Origin of the sequence: Cellulosimicrobium sp. MI9406 (assembly GCF_040595865.1) — a bacterium.
In the GTDB taxonomy this organism is placed as follows: Bacteria; Actinomycetota; Actinomycetes; order Actinomycetales; family Cellulomonadaceae; genus Cellulosimicrobium; species Cellulosimicrobium funkei.
The window spans coordinates 397,432-413,432 of sequence record NZ_JALIZI010000001.1 but is presented as its reverse complement, the minus strand read 5'-3'; the positions used below and the strand labels follow the sequence as shown (position 1 = coordinate 413,432).

General features: G+C 74.1%; 18 protein-coding genes. 7 read left to right on the top strand and 11 right to left on the bottom strand.

Annotated elements, in window-relative coordinates:
• Positions 1–26 precede the first annotated feature (26 nt).
• Positions 27–896, top strand: a complete 870-nt coding sequence (locus MT994_RS01810; protein WP_354804861.1) for a siderophore-interacting protein — start codon at positions 27–29, stop codon at positions 894–896.
• Here MT994_RS01810 and MT994_RS01805 read toward each other — a convergent pair.
• Positions 874–1,494 (bottom strand): hypothetical protein, encoded by a 621-nt coding sequence (locus MT994_RS01805; RefSeq protein WP_021482172.1) that lies wholly within the window; start codon positions 1,492–1,494, stop codon positions 874–876. The two genes, MT994_RS01810 and MT994_RS01805, sit on opposite strands and share 23 nt — an antisense overlap.
• Positions 1,495–1,584: 90 nt before the next feature.
• Between MT994_RS01805 and MT994_RS01800 the strand changes: the two genes are divergently transcribed.
• On the top strand, positions 1,585–2,055 hold the full coding sequence (locus MT994_RS01800; protein WP_354804859.1) for an META domain-containing protein: 471 nt from the start codon (positions 1,585–1,587) through the stop codon (positions 2,053–2,055).
• 22 nt (positions 2,056–2,077) lie between these two features.
• Here the strand turns inward: MT994_RS01800 and MT994_RS01795 are convergent, their stop codons facing one another.
• The 6 genes from MT994_RS01795 to MT994_RS01770 form a co-directional block, all read right to left on the bottom strand.
• Positions 2,078–2,356 (bottom strand): type II toxin-antitoxin system RelE/ParE family toxin, encoded by a 279-nt coding sequence (locus tag MT994_RS01795; protein ID WP_354804858.1) that lies wholly within the window; start codon positions 2,354–2,356, stop codon positions 2,078–2,080.
• Positions 2,353–2,625: a type II toxin-antitoxin system Phd/YefM family antitoxin gene (locus MT994_RS01790; RefSeq protein WP_021483656.1), complete on the bottom strand. Its 273-nt coding sequence runs from the start codon at positions 2,623–2,625 to the stop codon at positions 2,353–2,355. Before MT994_RS01790 ends, MT994_RS01795 begins: the two co-directional genes overlap by 4 nt.
• 85 nt (positions 2,626–2,710) lie before the next feature.
• Positions 2,711–3,229 carry a hypothetical protein gene (locus tag MT994_RS01785; protein ID WP_354804856.1) on the bottom strand — a complete coding sequence of 173 codons (519 nt, stop codon included), beginning with the start codon at positions 3,227–3,229 and terminating at the stop codon, positions 2,711–2,713.
• A 5-nt stretch (positions 3,230–3,234) separates the two neighbouring features.
• On the bottom strand, positions 3,235–3,696 hold the full coding sequence (locus MT994_RS01780) for a hypothetical protein (RefSeq protein ID WP_354804854.1): 462 nt from the start codon (positions 3,694–3,696) through the stop codon (positions 3,235–3,237).
• Positions 3,697–3,714: 18 nt separating this feature from the next.
• Positions 3,715–3,981, bottom strand: coding sequence for a YbdD/YjiX family protein (locus MT994_RS01775; protein ID WP_354804852.1), 267 nt, complete (start codon positions 3,979–3,981; stop codon positions 3,715–3,717).
• The gene (locus MT994_RS01770) at positions 3,978–6,275 is read right to left on the bottom strand and encodes a carbon starvation CstA family protein (protein WP_021481587.1); all 2,298 of its coding nucleotides are present in this window, start codon (positions 6,273–6,275) and stop codon (positions 3,978–3,980) included. The genes MT994_RS01775 and MT994_RS01770 overlap by 4 nt, the downstream gene beginning before the upstream one ends.
• 235 nt (positions 6,276–6,510) lie before the next feature.
• Between MT994_RS01770 and MT994_RS01765 the strand changes: the two genes are divergently transcribed.
• Positions 6,511–7,152, top strand: a complete 642-nt coding sequence (locus MT994_RS01765) for a hypothetical protein (RefSeq protein ID WP_354804850.1) — start codon at positions 6,511–6,513, stop codon at positions 7,150–7,152.
• 40 nt (positions 7,153–7,192) lie between these two features.
• The gene (locus MT994_RS01760) at positions 7,193–7,774 is read left to right on the top strand and encodes a GNAT family N-acetyltransferase (RefSeq protein ID WP_354804849.1); all 582 of its coding nucleotides are present in this window, start codon (positions 7,193–7,195) and stop codon (positions 7,772–7,774) included.
• Here the strand turns inward: MT994_RS01760 and MT994_RS01755 are convergent.
• The 4 genes from MT994_RS01755 to MT994_RS01740 are packed head-to-tail and all read right to left on the bottom strand — an operon-like array spanning position 7,734 to position 10,903.
• The gene (locus MT994_RS01755) at positions 7,734–8,336 is read right to left on the bottom strand and encodes a TetR family transcriptional regulator (protein ID WP_354804847.1); all 603 of its coding nucleotides are present in this window, start codon (positions 8,334–8,336) and stop codon (positions 7,734–7,736) included. The genes MT994_RS01760 and MT994_RS01755 overlap by 41 nt on opposite strands.
• Positions 8,337–8,339: 3 nt before the next feature.
• Positions 8,340–8,927, bottom strand: coding sequence for a sugar O-acetyltransferase (locus tag MT994_RS01750; protein ID WP_021481591.1), 588 nt, complete (start codon positions 8,925–8,927; stop codon positions 8,340–8,342).
• Positions 8,924–10,234, bottom strand: coding sequence for an MFS transporter (locus MT994_RS01745; RefSeq protein WP_354804846.1), 1,311 nt, complete (start codon positions 10,232–10,234; stop codon positions 8,924–8,926). The genes MT994_RS01750 and MT994_RS01745 overlap by 4 nt, the downstream gene beginning before the upstream one ends.
• 45 nt (positions 10,235–10,279) lie before the next feature.
• Entirely contained in the window at positions 10,280–10,903 is a 624-nt protein-coding gene (locus tag MT994_RS01740; protein WP_021482984.1) for a TetR/AcrR family transcriptional regulator, read from the bottom strand.
• Between the two features lie 198 nt (positions 10,904–11,101).
• Between MT994_RS01740 and MT994_RS01735 the strand changes: the two genes are divergently transcribed.
• The 3 genes from MT994_RS01735 (at position 11,102) to MT994_RS01725 (ending at position 15,993) form a co-directional block, all read left to right on the top strand.
• Positions 11,102–13,330: a glycoside hydrolase family 3 C-terminal domain-containing protein gene (locus tag MT994_RS01735; protein WP_354804845.1), complete on the top strand. Its 2,229-nt coding sequence runs from the start codon at positions 11,102–11,104 to the stop codon at positions 13,328–13,330.
• Complete coding sequence (locus MT994_RS01730; RefSeq protein WP_043654445.1) at positions 13,327–14,613, top strand: MFS transporter; 1,287 nt, start codon at positions 13,327–13,329, stop codon at positions 14,611–14,613. The genes MT994_RS01735 and MT994_RS01730 overlap by 4 nt, the downstream gene beginning before the upstream one ends.
• 108 nt (positions 14,614–14,721) lie before the next feature.
• On the top strand, positions 14,722–15,993 hold the full coding sequence (locus MT994_RS01725; protein WP_354804843.1) for an NYN domain-containing protein: 1,272 nt from the start codon (positions 14,722–14,724) through the stop codon (positions 15,991–15,993).
• Positions 15,994–16,001 lie beyond the last annotated feature (8 nt).

Below are 16,001 nucleotides of genomic sequence, written 5' to 3'. Positions count from 1 at the left end.
CCGGCGAGCGCCGGGAGCCCGGCCGGGTGCGGTTCCACCGGTCGCCCAACGTGCTCTTCCCGACGACGGTCGCGCGCGTGCACGACGTCGGCCCGCGCCTCGTGCGCGTGACGCTCGCCGGGCCGGACCTCGCCGGGTGCGCCGACGTCGGGCTCGACCAGCGCGTGAAGATCCTGCTCCCGGGGCCGGGCGCGGACCGCCTCGCGCGCCGGGCGCGCCTCGCGGACGAGAGCACGTGGCGCCGTGAATGGTCCGCGCTCGACGACGACGTGCGCCCCGTCATGCGCTCGTACACGCCCGTGGCCGTCCGGCCGGAGGTCGCCGAGGTCGACCTCGACCTGTACCTGCACGAGCCCGCGGGCCCGGCGAGCGCCTGGGCGCGGCGGGCGGCGGTCGGGGACCGCGTCCTGCTGTCCGCGCCGCACGCGCGGTTCGGCGTGACCGACCACGGCACGCAGTGGGACCCGGGGCCCGCCGTCGGGCATGTGCTCCTCGTCGCGGACGAGACCTCCGCGCCCGCGGTGCGCGCGATCCTCGCGAGCCTCGGCCCCGACGTCCGGGCGCACGTGCTCGTCGAGGCCGACGACCCGGCGGACGCCCCGCTCGGGGACGTGCCCGCGACCGTGCGCGTCGAGCACGTGCCTCGCCTGCGACGCCGCGGCGCCGAGCGGGCGGTGCTGGGCGCCGTCCGCGACTGGTTGGCGGAGCACGGCCGGTCCGCGGCCTCCGCGGGCGACGGCTTCTACGCGTGGTGCGCGACGGAGAGCGCCACGGTCGCGCGCGTCCGGGCCGAGCTCGTGGCGGCGGGCGTCGCCCGCTCGCGCGTGCACGCCCAGGGCTACTGGCACGACCGCGCCCGGCCGGACGCGGCGGTCAGACGAGGAACGCGACCATGACGACGAACGCGACCAGGAAGAACAGCAGCACGCCGAGCCCGACGAACAGGCCCAGCGCGACCGGGTGCGCCTGACGCCACGGCACGAGCCGGGGGTCCATCGCCCGCAGCTGCGCGGGCGTGACCGGCTGGTGGACCGGGTTGAGCGGGACGCCGCGGTGCGCGAGGTCGAGCGCGACGGCCGAGAGCTGGTCGCGGTCCCACATCTGCCCGACGAGCAGGGCGAGGCGCTTCGTCGGCCCCACGACGATGAGGTGGTGCGTCGGCGTCATGCCCCCGAACCCCATGCTGTCGACCGTGACGACGCGCTCGATCTCGGCCACCGTGAACCGCCGCGGCCGGCCCCACCCCTGGACCGTCACGGACCCGTCGCCGAACGTGACGCGGGAGCGGTCGGTGAACCGGCGCGCGAGCACGTACGTCAGCGGGATCATCGCGAGCACGACGCACGCGTAGCCGAGCGCGAGGGCGAGGTTGCGCGTGCTGATCCCCAGGGAGACCGCCGTGAGCCCGAGGATCGGCACGAGGATCGCGGCGAACGTGAGGTTGGCGCGCACCACGCGGCGCTTGGCGTCGTCGTGCAAGGTCAGCTCCGTCACGGGCGGCATCGTCCCACGGCGCCCGGCCCTCGCGTCGGGCGGCCCGCCCGGGCGGTGCAAGGTTCGCCCACCCGGAGACACGACCGAGACATGACCCGACGACGTCCCCTGCCCAGGACGACGGCCCTCCCGGTGCTCGCCGTGGCGCTCCTCGCCTCGTGCGTCGGGCCGGGCGCCGACGCGCCCCTCCGCCCGGGGGAGACGGCCGGGCCGGCGCCGACGACGGCCGCACCCTTGCCCGACGGCACGGCGCCCGCCACCGCGGGCGACCTGGTCGGCCGCTGGCAGCCCGGCGCCGACTATGCGACCGACCCGCACGTCGTCCTCGCGGAGGACGGCTCGTGGACCGGCACCGACGGGTGCAACGCCGCGGCCGGGAGCTGGCTCGTCGAGGCCGAGGGCCGCCTGGTCGTCACCTCGGGCGGGCACACCGAGATCGGCTGCGAGGGCGAGCCGGTGCCGGATCTCCTGGCCCGCTCCTCCCGCGCCGGGCTCGACGGTGCCGTGCTCGTGCTCGTCGACCACGACGGCGTCGAGCTCGCGCGGCTGGAACGGGGCTGACTCTCGTAGCGCCCGTCCTGGGCTACCGGTAGGCGTCGGCGCGGTAGGCCATCCGCATCACGGTGACCAGACGCTGGTCGTCGTCGATGCGGACCAGGACGCGGAACCCGATCCCGACGTACCCGGCACGCTGGCCGGCGAGCTCGGCCCCGAGCGCCTTCGTCACCCGGTAGGGGTTCGACGCGAGTGGTTCGTCGCAGAAGCGGATCACGGCGTCGGTCAGGCGTGGGGGGAGCTGGTAGAGCGTGCGTGCGGCCGGTGGGCTCAGGCGCACCTCCCACCCACCGTCGACGTCGGTCACCGTCGCGAGGCCAGCTGCTCGCGCACCTCGGCGAGGCTCAGGGTGCGGCCCTGCGCCACCGCCTCCTCGGCCTCGGCCATCTCGGCCCCGTGGTCAGGGTCGGACAGCCATGCCAGCGTCTCCATGAGCGTCGCCAGGTCTTCCGGCGCGATCAGCACCGCCGCCGCCTTCCCGTGACGGGTGATCGTCACCGGTTGGTGGGTGCTCTCCACCTCGTCGACCAGGGCGGACAGGTTGGTCTTCGCTTCGCTCATGGGATAGGTGTGCACACCATGATTCTAGTCTCTATTCAGACTCGAATTCTAGTCTGAAGATGAGGCGCTTCGCCGGCGTCCATCTAGTCGGTGCGGGTGCTCAGGGGCCGCGGAAGAGGCGCTTGCGCGACCGCGGGTCGCCGGGGGAGCCGGCGGGCAGGTCGTAGGCGCTCGTCCACACCGGGATGTCCTCGGGCGGGAGCGCCCGGGCGCGGACCGCGGCCTCGTGCAGGTGCCGCGCGACGGCGCCGAAGCTCTCGCGGCACGAGAGCTGGCCCTCGACGAGGGAGAGCGTGACGACGGTGCGGTGCGCGGCGCCGTCGGGCTGGACCGTCGCGACGGCCCGCCCGTGGGAGAAGAACGCCGCCGCACGCGGGGTGACGAGGCGGAGCACGTCGAGGTCGTCGAGGAAGAACGCGCGGGCCGCGCCTCCGACCTCCCACAACGACGCGCCCTCGCGGTGCGCGGTGTCGGACGCCCGGCGCTTCCAGCGCAGCGCGCCGAACGCGGCGGCGACCCACCCGGCCGCCGTCTCGGGGTCGGTCGCGAGCACGAGGGTGCACGCGGAGAACGTCCCCCGCGGCGGGTCGGAGGTGATGCGGACGGGAGGGCGGGCCACGCCCGTCACCGTAGCCCGTGGTGGTCGGGCCCCTCGCCGAGGGCGGCGAGCGCCCGCAGCAGCACGTCGTGACCGGACCGTGCGGCCCCGGGCAGCCAGGCGGCGAAGACCACGCCGAACGCGAGCGGGAGGAGCGCGACGAGCCACGCGACCCCGTTCTGGTAGACGGCGCCCAGGGTCGCGATCCCGGCGGCCGCGGCGAGCCAGATCGCCACCAGCACGAGGTCCAGCCCGCTCGGGGCGACCGTCCCGCGCACGCGGACGCCGTCGGGCTCCTCGGTGAGCCGGGCGCGCAGCACGCTGTGCCCGCTCGCGTGCGCGCCCCGGGCCCAGCGGCGGGCGACGAGCACGTCGTCGCGCACGCGGACCCGGACCTCCTGCCCGCGGCGGGGCAGCTCCGCGGCGCGCTGCCGGACGTCGGCGACGGAGACCCGCGGCAGGAGCAGGTCGAGGGGGATGCGGAGCACGGCGCCGAGCCTAGGCCGTCAGCAGCAGCGCGACCCCGGGTTGGCGTCCTGCTCGGCGTGCCGCATGCGCCAGAACTCGCGCTCGGTCATGACGACGCCGCCCGGGTGCACCGCGCGCTGGTGCGCGGCGTAGGTCGCGTACGCGTCGTCGCCCATCACCTGCCGCACGTACCAGCGGACGCGGGCCGCGCCGTCGTGCACGCGGGTCGCGGCGGTGCGGAGCCCCGCCACGACGGTCGCGCGGACCGTCGTGGCGGGACCCTGCGTCCCCTGCCGCACCGTCACCGGTGCCCCGTCGCGGCAGGGCGCTTCTCGGGCGGCAGCGCCGCCCACTCCTTCTGGATCGCCTTCTCGGCCTTCGTCGCGAACAGGTCGGCCGGGGCGAACCGGCGCGACGCGACGGGCGGGTCCTCGTGGTTGGCGCCGCCGCCGTCGCGCAGCGCCTTCGCGGTCACGAGGACCGACGCGACGATGACGACGATCGCGAGGACGACGAACACGATCGAGAGCGTGCCCTGGACGAACGTGTTGCGGACGACCGCCTCCATCGCCTCGACCGAGCCGGCGGTGCCGAACGACGTCTCGCCGGCGGCGAGCGCGTCCTTGAACGCGTTGTGGTTGGCCCAGTACCCGACCGCGGGGACGGGGGAGAAGATCTTCTCGATCGACGCCCAGATGGTGATGACCGCGGTGAACGCGAGCGGCGCCGCGACGATCCACAGCCAGCGCTGGTAGCTGCGCCCGCGCTTGGCGACGATCGCCAGCACGACGGCGAGCGCGATGGCCGCGAGGAGCTGGTTCGCGATGCCGAACAGCGGGAAGAACGTGTTGATCCCGCCGAGGGGGTCGGTGACGCCGAGGTAGAGGATGCTGCCCCACCCGGCGACCATGATCGCGGTGCACAACCACACGCCCGGCCGCCACGTGACGTCGCGGAACTTCGGCGACACGTTGCCGAGGGTGTCCTGGAGCATGAACCGCGCGACGCGCGTGCCGGCGTCGACGGCGGTGAGGATGAACAGCGCCTCGAACATGATGGCGAAGTGGTACCAGAAGCCCATCATCGCGGTGCCGCCCACGAGCTGCTGCATGATGTGCGCGAGGCCGAGCGCGAGCGTCGGGGCGCCGCCCGTGCGGGACACGATCGACGGCTCCCCGACGGCCTCCGCGGTCGACGTGAGCATGTCCGGCGTGAGGTTGACGCCCATGAGGCCGAGCCCGTTGACGAACGCGACCGCGCCCTCGACCGTGCCGCCCGTGGCGGCGGCGGACGAGTTCATCGCGAAGTAGATGCCGCGGTCGATGGAGATCGCGGCGACGAGCGCCATGATCGCGACGAACGACTCCATGAGCATGCCGCCGTAGCCGATGAAGCGCGTCTGGCGCTCCTTCTCGACGAGCTTCGGCGTCGTGCCCGACGCGATGAGCGCGTGGAAGCCGGACAGCGCGCCGCACGCGATGGTGACGAAGAGGAACGGGAACAACGCCCCGGACACGACCGGGCCCGTCTCGCCGCTCGCGAACTCGCTGATCGCGGGCACCGTGATCTCGGGCCGCACGACGATCACCGCGACCGCGAGGACGACGATGACGCCGACCTTCATGAACGTCGAGAGGTAGTCGCGGGGGGCGAGCAGGAGCCACACGGGCAGGACGGCGGCGACGAAGCCGTACACGATGACGCCGACCGCGATGGTCGTGCGGTCGAGGTGGAAGAGCTCGGCGCCCCAGGCGGTGTCCGCGATCCAGCCGCCGCCGACGATCGCGGCGAGCAGCAGCACGAAGCCGATGACCGAGACCTCGGTGATCTTCCCGGGCCGGATGTACCGGAGGTACACGCCCATGAACAGCGCGATGGGGATCGTCATCGACACGGAGAACACGCCCCACGGGCTCTCGCCGAGCGCGTTGACGACGACGAGCGCGAGGATCGCGACGATGATGATCATGATGAGCAGCGACGCGACGATCGCGGCGGTGCCGCCCACGCGGCCGAGCTCCTGGCGCGCCATCTGGCCGATGGTCCGCCCGCCGCGGCGCATGGAGAAGAACAGGACGAGGTAGTCCTGGACCGCGCCGGCGAGCACGACGCCGACGATGATCCAGATCGTGCCGGGCAGGTAGCCCATCTGGGCGGCGAGCACCGGGCCGACGAGCGGGCCCGCGCCGGCGATCGCGGCGAAGTGGTGGCCGAACAGCACGTGCCGGTCGGTCGGGACGTAGTCCTTGCCGTCCTCGCGGGCCTCGGCGGGCGTGGCGCGGCGGTCGTCGGGGCGCGTGATGTAGCGCTCGATGACCTTGGAGTAGAAGCGGTACCCGATGAGGTACGTGCACACGGCGGCGAACACGAACCAGATCGCGTTCACGGTCTCGCCGCGGACGACCGCGAGCATGACCCACGCGATGCCGCCGAGCAGGGAGATCGCGGCCCACAGGGCGATCTTCTGCGGCGTCCAGCGGGTGCGCGCCTGTGCCCCGGGAAGCTCCTCGGGCACCGCGGTGGGGGGCAGGGACGGGTCCGGCACGATCTCCGGGTCGTCGTCCGCGGCGTTCCGCGCCGCGCGGGTGTCTGTCGTCATCGAGCCTCTCCAGGGTCGCGTCGTTGCGGTCCGACCACGGAAGGCTAGGAACCGCGGCGGACCGTGATCCACGTCACGGCGGCAGGCGGTCGAGGTGTGCGACGAACGGTGGTCGGTGTGCGACGAACGGCGCGTTCGTCGCGCGTGGTGGCGCTCGTCGCGCTGTCCTGGGCAAGTGCCGCCGGGCGTGCGGCGTCGCCGCGCGGACCCCTGAGCGGAGGGCTAGTGTCCTGCCGTGGCCGACGACGGCGCGGAGGGCAAGGGCGGCAGGTCGTTGCGGGAGACCGTGACGGTCGTGCTGCTCGCCGTGACGGCCGTGCTCACCGCGTGGAGCGGGTTCGAGGCGAGCAAGTGGGGCGGCGAGATGTCGATCGCGTTCTCGCGCGCGTCGACCCAGCGCATCGAGGCGTCGACGCAGCGCGCGCACGCCGACACCGCCCGGTCGATCGACCTGCAGGTCTTCAGCCTGTGGCTGGAGGCGTACGCGACCGGGGACACGGAGCTGGAGGAGTTCACGCGCGCGCGGTTCACCGACCACTTCCGGCCCGCGTTCGACGAGTGGCTCGCGTCCCGCCCGCTGCAGGACCCCGCGGCGGCGCCGAGCCCGTTCGCGCTCGACGCGTACGTCCCGCCGGGAGAGGTCGAGGCCGCCGCGGCGGACGAGCGGGCAGACGCCCTCTTCGCGCAGGCGCTCGTGAACAACCAGCGCGGCGACAACTACACCCTCACGACCGTACTCTTCGCGCTCGTGCTGTTCTTCGGGGCGTTCGCCGGCCGGTTCCGCTCGGAGCGCGCCTCGTGGGCGATGGTCGGGCTCGCGTGCGTGGTGCTCGTCGTGGGCGTGGGTTTCCTCCTCACCTTCCCCAAGATCGTCTGACCCCTCGGCCAGGGCCCGCGCCGGCTCGTAGCCTGGGGCGGTGCAGACGCTGACGACGCCCCGACTGACCCTCCGCCCCTGGCAGCCCGACGACGCCGACGCCGTCCTCGACATCTACTCCCGCTGGGACGTGATGCGGTACGTCGGGACGACGCCGCGCGTCCTGGAGCACCGGGACGAGGCGCTCGCGCGCGTCGCCGCGTGGGCCGAGGTCGACGACGGCACGCACGGCGTCTGGGCGGTCGTCCCGCGCGAGGACGACGGTGCCGGTCTGCCGGACGGCGCACCCGTGGGGACCATCCTGCTCAAGTCGATCCCGGCGTCGGGCACGGGCGAGCCGCTGCAGCCGTCCGGCGACACGGAGATCGGGTGGCACTTCCACCCCGCCGCGTGGGGCCGCGGGTACGCGTCGGAGGCGGCCTCGGCCGTCCTCGCGCACGCGTTCGCGCGGGGCCTCGACCGGGTCGTCGCCGTGACGCACCCCGACAACGCGGCGTCCCAGGCGGTGTGCCGACGGATCGGCATGACCCCCCGCGGCACGACCGACGCCTACTACGGCGTGACGTGCGAGCTGTTCGACGTCACCGCGGCGGAGGGGGCGCGGGCGGCCGGACCCGCGTGAGGCGGCGGACCGCACCGAGGACATCGACGTCGTCGTGCGGCTCGGTGTCGAGGGCGCGATGGATCGTCATGCCCTCGATGAACGCGTCGAGCACGCGGCACGTCGCGGGGTCGAAGTGGCGGCCCAGCGCGGCGCGGCTGCGACGCATCCAGTCGTTGGTGAGCGTCCGGTAGGCCGGGTCCCGCGCCGCGAGCGTGTAGAGCTCGTGCGACAGGACGAGGTCGCGCTGCGTCGCGAAGACGTCGTGCGTGATGAGCGTCGTGACAGCCTGGACGGCCTCCTCGGGCGTGCGCGCGTCGCCCATGCGGCGCTCGAACTGCGCGGCGGCCTCGCGCGTGAACCGGCCGAACGCCTCGCGCAGCAGGTCGTCCATCCCGGCGAAGTGGTACGTCATGGAGCCGAGCGGGACGTCGGCCGCCGCCGCGACGCGCCGGTGCGAGGTCCCTTCGACCCCGTGCTCCGCGATCACGTCGAGGCACGCGTCGATGATGCGGTCGCGGCGCTCCGGGTCGTGGCGGCGCGCGCGGCCCGTCGGGCCGGGAGGCGTGGGGGTCTCGGTCACGGGTCAGATGTTCTCGCGGATCACGCGCGCCGGGTTGCCGACGGCCACGACGTTCGCGGGCAGGTCGCGCGTCACGACGGACCCCGCGCCCACGACGGTGTTGTCGCCGATCGTCACGCCCGGGCACACGATGACCCCGCCGCCGAGCCAGACGTTGTCGCCGAGCGTGATGGGCTCGGCGGCCTCGAGCTTGTCGCGCCGCGGCTGGGGGTCGACGGGGTGCGTGGGGGTGAGGAGCTGGACGTTCGGCCCGAGGAGGCAGTCGTCGCCGACGGTGATCGCCGCGACGTCGAGCGCGGTGAGCCCGGAGTTGACGAACGTCCGGTCGCCGAGGTGCACGTTGCTGCCGAAGTCCACCGCGAGCGGGGGCTTCACGGACGCGCCCTCGCCGAGCGAGCCGAGCAGGTCGGTGAGGATCGCGCGGGCGCCGTCGTCGTCGCCGTCGAGCACCGCCCGATGGTAGGCGTCGACGAGGCGCAGGCCGCGCTGGACGCCGCGCGCGATCTCCGGGTCGTCGGCGACGTAGAGGTCGCCCGCGGCCATGCGCTCGTAGCTGGTGCGGTCGTCGCCGGCGAAGTAGTCGGTGGTCATGCGCTGGTCTCCTGGGACTCGAGGGTGCTGCCGTGCAGGGCGGGGTGGTGCGGCGAGGTGGTGGCGCGGCGCGGTGCGAGGACGCCGGCGAGCAGCACGACGACGACGCCCGCGAGCGGGAGCACGAGCAGGCCGGTCCGCAGGCTCGTGGCGTCGGCGACGAGCCCGACGATCGGCGGCGACAGGAGGAACCCGAGCCGCATGAGCCACGAGACGAGCGTGAGGCCCGTGCCCGCGCGCAGCCCGGGGAGCTCGTCCGCCTGCTGCATCGCGGCCGGGACGAGGGTCGCGACGCCGAACCCGGCGGCGGCGAACCCGGCGATCGTGCCGGGCACGGAGGGGAACGCGAGCGCGAGGCCTGTGCCGAGCGCGACGAGCGCGCCCCCGGTCCGGGCGACGGCGCGCTGGCCGAAGCGGTCCACGAGGCGGTCCCCGACGAGGCGCCCGACGAACTGGGCGCCGACGAGCGCGACGAAGCCGGCGGCGGCGAGCGTCGCGGGGGCGCCGAGGGACCCGGACAGGTAGACCGCGGCCCAGGTGCTGCCCGCGTCCTCGACGAGGGTGCCTGCGACGGCGACGAGCACGAGCGCGGCGAGGACGGCGGCCGTGCGGGCGCGGGACGTGCGCGCGAGTGCTGCGCCGGCCCCTGCGGGTTCCGCGCCTGCCGGGGCACCGGCGGGGGTCGCGGCGGTCTCCGGGGCGACGGCGTCGGGCGCCTCGCCGTCGAGCCCAGGCAGGCACCAGCGCAGCGCGACGAGCGCGACCACCGCGAAGAGCGCGCCCGTGATCGCGAGGTGGACGCCGAGGGGCAGGCCGAGCGCGATGGCGGCGGCCGCCATGCCGCCGCCCACGACGGCGCCGACCGACCACAGCGCGTGGAAGCCGTTGATGATCGAGCGGCCGTACCGGCGCTGCACGCGCAGGCCGTGCGCGTTCTGCGCGACGTCGGTGAACGCGTCCATCGCCCCCGCCGCGAACAGCGCGACGACGAGCAGCGGCAGGGCGGGCGCCAGGCCCGCGAGCAGCAGCCCGCCCGCCGTGAGCACGGTGCCGGCGACGGCGACGCGCGCCGACCCGAACCGGCGGACGAGCGCCGCGGCGGCGAGCCCGGCGGTGATGGCCCCCGCGGGGAACGCCGCGACGGCGAGCCCGTACGTGGCGTTGCCCAGGTCGAGCCCGGCCTTGATCTCGGGGTACCGCGGCACGAGGTTCGCGAACAGCGCGCCGTTGGTGAGGAACAGCGCGGCGACGGCGACCCGCGCACGCCGGACGTCCGGCGCCGGGCCCGCGAGGGTGGGAGACGACATGCGGACGATCGTACACATCGTGCGTACGGTCGTACATATCCCGGGTCAGCGCCCGGTCAGCAGCCTGTCAGCGAAGGCGTCCCATTCGGTGACCAGGTCCACGGTCGCGGGGGAGCGCAGCCAGCGCAGCTGCAGGCCGTCCATGGCGGCGAGCGTCTCGCGGGCCGTCGTGACGACGGCCGCCCCCAGGAGGCCGTCGGTTCGGGCCGCCCGGGAGAACAGGTCCATGACCCATTCTTCGCGCTGCTGGAAGTAGGTGTAGGCCGGGTGCGACTCGTCGAGGGACTCCCCCTGGAGCACCGTGTACAGGCGCACGATCTCCGGCTGGGTGGCGTTGCGGGCGACGAGCGCGGCGCACAGGTCGCGGAGCCCGACGGGGAGCGGGTCGTCGTCGATGGCGGTCACGGGGACTGCGAGGCGTTCGGCGAGCGCGGCCATGTCGACCGCGTCGCGGTGCTCGAGCACCGCGACCAGCAGGCCGTCCTTCGACCCCGCGTGGTGCAGGACCCCGGCCTCGGTGATGCCGCAGTCGAGCGCCACGTCGCGCAGGGTGAGGCCCCAGAACCCGCGCTCGGCGATGAGCCGGCTCGCGGATGCCAGGATCTGCGCGCGCCGGTCTGCCGCGGCCATGCGCGTGCGGGGTCGTGCGCTCCAGGGGGCTGTGGTCATCGCTCCTCGTCGGGTCGTCGTTCGCCACTCTACGCCGGGGCGTCGCGGCTGGTCAGGCGCGTGCCAGTCCCCGCTCCGGCGGGCAGGAGCGGGGCCCGGGACGAAGGGCCCCTTGCTCGGGCGGCTGCGACGACCTATCTTACTGAACACCTACTAGGTACTCAGTACCACTCACGACTCATGGACGAGGTGTGCAGGATGACGAGCGACGACGCCGCCGGGACGACGACCGTCCCGACCGACACCGGGGCCTTCGGCCTCGCGACCGACGAGGTGCGCGCAGGCGCAGACCCCGTCGCGCAGGCCACGGGCCTGTACGACCGGCTCACCGACGACGAGCGGCTCTGGCTCCTCGACGGCGACCTCGAGTTCTGGAAGGGGATGCGCTCGTTCGTGGAGGACGGCTACAACGTCTTCCCCTACGTGATGGGCGCCGTGGACCGGCTCGGCATCCCGGGGATCCGGTTCGTCGACGGACCACGCGGGTGCGTCGTCGGCCGTTCGACGGCGTTTCCGGTCTCCATGGCGCGCGGCGCCACGTGGGACGTCGAGCTCGAGGAGCGAGTGGGGCGCGCGATCGGCGCGGAGATCCGCGAGCAGGGCGGCAACTTCTTCGGTGGCGTGTGCATCAACCTGCCGCGCCACCCGGCGTGGGGCCGCTCGCAGGAGACGTACTCCGACCAGCCCCTGCTGCTCGGCGCGCTCGGGGCCGCGCTCACGCGCGGCGTGCAGCACCACGCGATGGCGTGCATGAAGCACTACGCGCTCAACTCGATGGAGAACGCGCGCTTCTCGGTCGACGTCACCGTCGACGAGGCCACCCTCCACGAGGTCTACCTCCCGCACTTCAAGCAGGTGTCGGACGCGGGCGTAGCGGCCGTCATGAGCTCCTACAACTCGGTGAACGGCGAGTGGGGCGGTCAGAACCCGTACACCCTCACCACGGTCCTGCGCGAGGACTGGGGCTTCGAGGGCACCGTCGTCACGGACTTCATCTGGGGCATGCGCGACGGGGCGAAGGCGCTCGCCGCCGGGCTCGACGTCGAGGCGCCGTTCCGCCAGCAGCGTGGTGCATGGCTGCGTGATGCCCTCGAGGACGGCCGTGCCACCTGGGCGGACGTCGAGCGCGCGGGCGTGCGCATCCTCGCGACGCAGCTGCGCCACCACGCCGGGCGCGACGCCGACGAGCCTCGCGGCACCGTCGTGAGCGCCGAGCACGTCGACCTGGCGCGCGAGGCGGCGCGCCGCGCCGTCGTGCTCCTCAAGAACGACGAGGCGTCCGGTGCGCCCGCGCTCCCGCTGGATACGGACTCCCTGCGTCGCCTGGCCGTCGTCGGCCGTCTCGCGGATGTCGCCAACACCGGGGACCACGGGTCGTCCGACGTGCGGGCGCCGTACGTCGTCACCGCGGTCGAGGGCCTGCGCGCCGCGATCCCCGGGGCCGAGATCGTCACGGCGGACCCGCAGCGGGGTGCCCCGGCGGCTGCGGAAGCGGCCCGCGGTGCCGACGCGGCCGTCGTCGTCGTCGGGTACACCGCGGCCGACGAGGGTGAGTTCGTCGACGGCTCCGTCGCGACGCGCGAGGACCTCCTGCGCCTCTACCCGGACCCGGTGGACGACGCCCAGCGCGCCGACCGCGACGCCGTCATGGCCGCGATGGGCCAGGGGTTGAGCGTCGTGGGCAGCGGGACCGCGGGCGGCGACCGCCGCGACCTGCACCTGCGGCCCGAGGACGTCGAGACCATCCGTGCGGTCGCGGCGGCCAACCCGCGCACCGTCGTCGTCGTGGTCAGCGCCGGCGCGGTTCTCATGGAGGAATGGGTCGACGACGTCCCGGCCGTCCTGCTCGGCTGGTACGCCGGCATGGAGGGCGGCAACGCGCTCGCCGACGTGCTGCTCGGCGCTCACAACCCGTCCGGGCGTCTGCCCTACCCGATCCCGGCGTCCGCGGACCACCTGCCGCCCCTCGACATCGACGCGACCGCGATCACGTACGACCGCTGGTACGGGCAGCGGCTGCTGCAGCGCGACGGCGTCGACGCCCTCTTCCCCCTGGGCCACGGGCTGGCGTACACGACGTACGAGGTGACGCGGATCGACGTCGGCACGGTCGACCGCGCCGCGGGCCACGCCGAGGTGCGCGCGACCGTGCGCAACACGGGCGACCGCGACGGCCGCCACGTCGTCCAGGTGTACGGCTCGCGGGCCGACGGCGACCGTGCGGGCGAGCGCGAGCTGCTGGGCTTCGCCGTGGTGGACGTCCCGGCGGGGTCGAGCGTCACGGTCCCGGTGGCGCTCGACCTCACGCCCTTCGGGCGCTGGGACGAGCGCACCCGAGGGGTCGTCGTCGCGGCGGGGCCGGTCGTGCTCGAGGCGGCGTCGTGCTGGGGCGACGCGGGCGCGGCACGGGCGGAGGCCGAGCTGTGACCGCGACCGGACCCGGCGCCGTCGCGCCCGAGGTCGTCAGCGAGTGGTCCGGCACCGTCGAGGACGGTCAGCAGCCGCGCCGGCCGCTGCGCGTCGGCGTCGCCCTCGCGCTGGGCGTGGTGCTGTGGCTCGGCCCCTACCTGGGCGTCAACGCCGTCCTGCTCCCCGCGCGCGTCGCAGAGATCGCTCCGGCGAACAAGGAGGCGGTCGTCGCGCTCCTCGCCACGAGCGCGATGGTGGTCGCCACGATCGCGAACATCCTGTTCGGCGCGCTCTCCGACCTCACACGCTCGCGCTGGGGGCGGCGCACGCCGTGGATCGTCGTCGGGTCGGTCGCGTCCGCGGCGATGCTGCTCGTCGTGGGCTCGGTGCGCAGCGTCGGGCTGCTGGTCGTCGCGTGGTGCGTCTACCAGTTCTTCCTCAACGCGATCGTCGCGCCGCTCATCGCCGTGATCTCCGACCGTGTCGCCCCGCGTCACCGCGGCACGATCTCGTCCGTCTACGCCCTCGGGTACTCCGCGGGCCTCTACGGCGGGCAGATCGTGGGCGCGCAGTTCCTCGGCTCGCTCACCGGCGGTTTCACGGTCCTGGCCGCCCTGACCCTGCTCTCGGGCCCGGTCGCCGCCCTGCTCATGCGCGAGGGCTCGAGCCTGGGCATGGCCCGGCGCCGTCTCGACAAGCGGATGCTGCTGGACAACTTCTCGTTCCCGCGGCGCGGTGCGCGCGACTACTACCTCGCGCTGTTCGGGAAGTTCCTCATCATCGCCGCGACGTTCGCGATCTCCGGCTACCAGCTCTACATCCTCACGGACTACATGCGCCTCGGCGAGGACGAGACCTCGCGGTACGTCTCGCTGGTGTCCCTGTTCCTCATGATCACGGCGCTCGTGATGTCGGCCGTGGCGGGCCCGGTCTCGGACCGCCTGCGGCGACGGCGGCTGCCTGTGGTCGTGGCGGCCGTGCTCGTCGCGATCGGCGCGTTCGTGCCGTTCGTGTCCGCCGAGCCCTGGACGATGCTCGTCTACGGGCTCGTCGCCGGCATCGGCATGGGCGCCTTCAACGCCGTCGACCAGGCGCTCAACGTCGAGGTGCTGCCCAATCCGGAGACGGCCGCGAAGGACCTGGGCATCCTCAACCTCGCCAACACGGGTGGGCAGATCCTCGGACCGGTCCTCGCGGCTGCCGCGATCACGGCGCTGGGCTACCACGCGATGTTCCCCGTCGCGGCTGTGCTGGCCCTCGTCGGTGCGGTCCTCATCCTGCTCATCCGGTCCGTCCGCTGAACGGAGGAGCTCTTCCGGCCGGCGTCGTGCGTCACGTGCGCAGGCCCGTGACGCACGACGCCGGCGCTCGAGGGCGCGGCGCCGTGGTCTGCGCCTAGGCTGGCGGACATGGACACCGAGGAGCGCCTGGCCGTCTTCATCGACTACGAGAACCTCGCGCTCGGGGCGCGCGAGCACCTGGGCGGCATGACGTTCGACTTCGGCCCGATCGCCGACGCGCTCGCCGTGCGCGGGCGCGTCGTCGTGCGGCGGGCGTACGCGGACTGGTCGTACTTCGACGAGGACCGTCGCTCGCTCACGCGGCACCAGGTCGAGCTCATCGAGATGCCCCAGCGCATGGGGGCGTCCCGCAAGAACGCCGCCGACATCAAGATGGTCGTCGACGCGATCGAGATGGCGTTCGAGCGCGACTACATCTCGACGTTCGTCATGTGCACGGGGGACAGCGACTTCTCCCCGCTCGTCCACAAGCTGCGCGAGCTGAACAAGCGCGTCATCGGCGTCGGCGTCGAGAAGTCGACGTCCCGCCTCCTGCCGCCCGCGTGCGACGAGTTCCTGTTCTACGACCGGCTCGAGGGTGTCGACGTCCCCGACGAGCCGGAGCCCCGCTCGGTCCGCGGCGGGCGCGCCGGGGCGGCGTCGGGCGGCGCGAAGGCGAAGCGCACCGGGGGTCGCACGTCCGGGCGCCGCAAGGCGACCGAGATCGCCGAGCCGGAGGTCGAGACCCCGGCCGCGGCGGCGCTCGCGGAGCTCGGCGAGGCCGTCGGGCGCTCGTCGCGCCGGGGCGAGCCCGTCGTGACCGAGAACGCCGAGGTCGACGGCGAGACGACGCCCGTCGAGCAGCCGGCCGACGAGCCCGCGCTCGTCGCGACGACCCCCGAGGCCGACGACGACGCGCCGTCGGGCGAGGACGTCCCGATGGAGGTGCGCGTCGCGCAGACGCTGGCCGACCTCGAGGCGTCCACGAGCGGCCCGGTCACCGCGTCGGTGCTCAAGCGCACGCTGCTGCGCAAGGACCCGACGTTCAGCGAGGCGGACTACGGGTTCCGCAACTTCGGCGAGTTCCTGCGGTTCCTCGCCGACCGGAGCTTCGTGGAGCTCGCGCCCGGCCCCGCGACGGGCGACCCCGAGGTGTCGCTGCCCGCGCAGGGCGACACGGACCAGGCGTTCGCGCTCGTGCGCGACGTGGTCCGCGAGGAGGGCGGCTCGACGGTCCTGTCCGGGCTGAAGAACGCGATCCGCAAGAAGCGCCCCGACTTCAGCGAGAAGGCGCTCGGGTACCGCGGGTTCCTGCAGTTCTGCAAGGCGGCGCAGGCCGCCGGCGCCGTCGACCTCGCCTGGGACGACGACGCCGACGACTACCGCGTGACGGTCGCCTGACGCTCACT

What these genes read in the sequence shown, in the direction of transcription:
- MT994_RS01750 (WP_021481591.1), bottom strand. Translation starts at nt 8,927, where the DNA reads ATGACCACCGACTACTTCGCCGGCGACGACCGCACCAGCTACGAGCGC.
- MT994_RS01745 (WP_354804846.1), bottom strand. Translation starts at nt 10,234, where the DNA reads ATGTCGTCTCCCACCCTCGCGGGCCCGGCGCCGGACGTCCGGCGTGCG.
- MT994_RS01800 (WP_354804859.1), top strand. Translation starts at nt 1,585, where the DNA reads ATGACCCGACGACGTCCCCTGCCCAGGACGACGGCCCTCCCGGTGCTC.
- MT994_RS01725 (WP_354804843.1), top strand. Translation starts at nt 14,722, where the DNA reads ATGGACACCGAGGAGCGCCTGGCCGTCTTCATCGACTACGAGAACCTC.
- MT994_RS01735 (WP_354804845.1), top strand. Translation starts at nt 11,102, where the DNA reads ATGACGAGCGACGACGCCGCCGGGACGACGACCGTCCCGACCGACACC.
- MT994_RS01770 (WP_021481587.1), bottom strand. Translation starts at nt 6,275, where the DNA reads ATGACGACAGACACCCGCGCGGCGCGGAACGCCGCGGACGACGACCCG.
- MT994_RS01740 (WP_021482984.1), bottom strand. Translation starts at nt 10,903, where the DNA reads ATGACCACAGCCCCCTGGAGCGCACGACCCCGCACGCGCATGGCCGCG.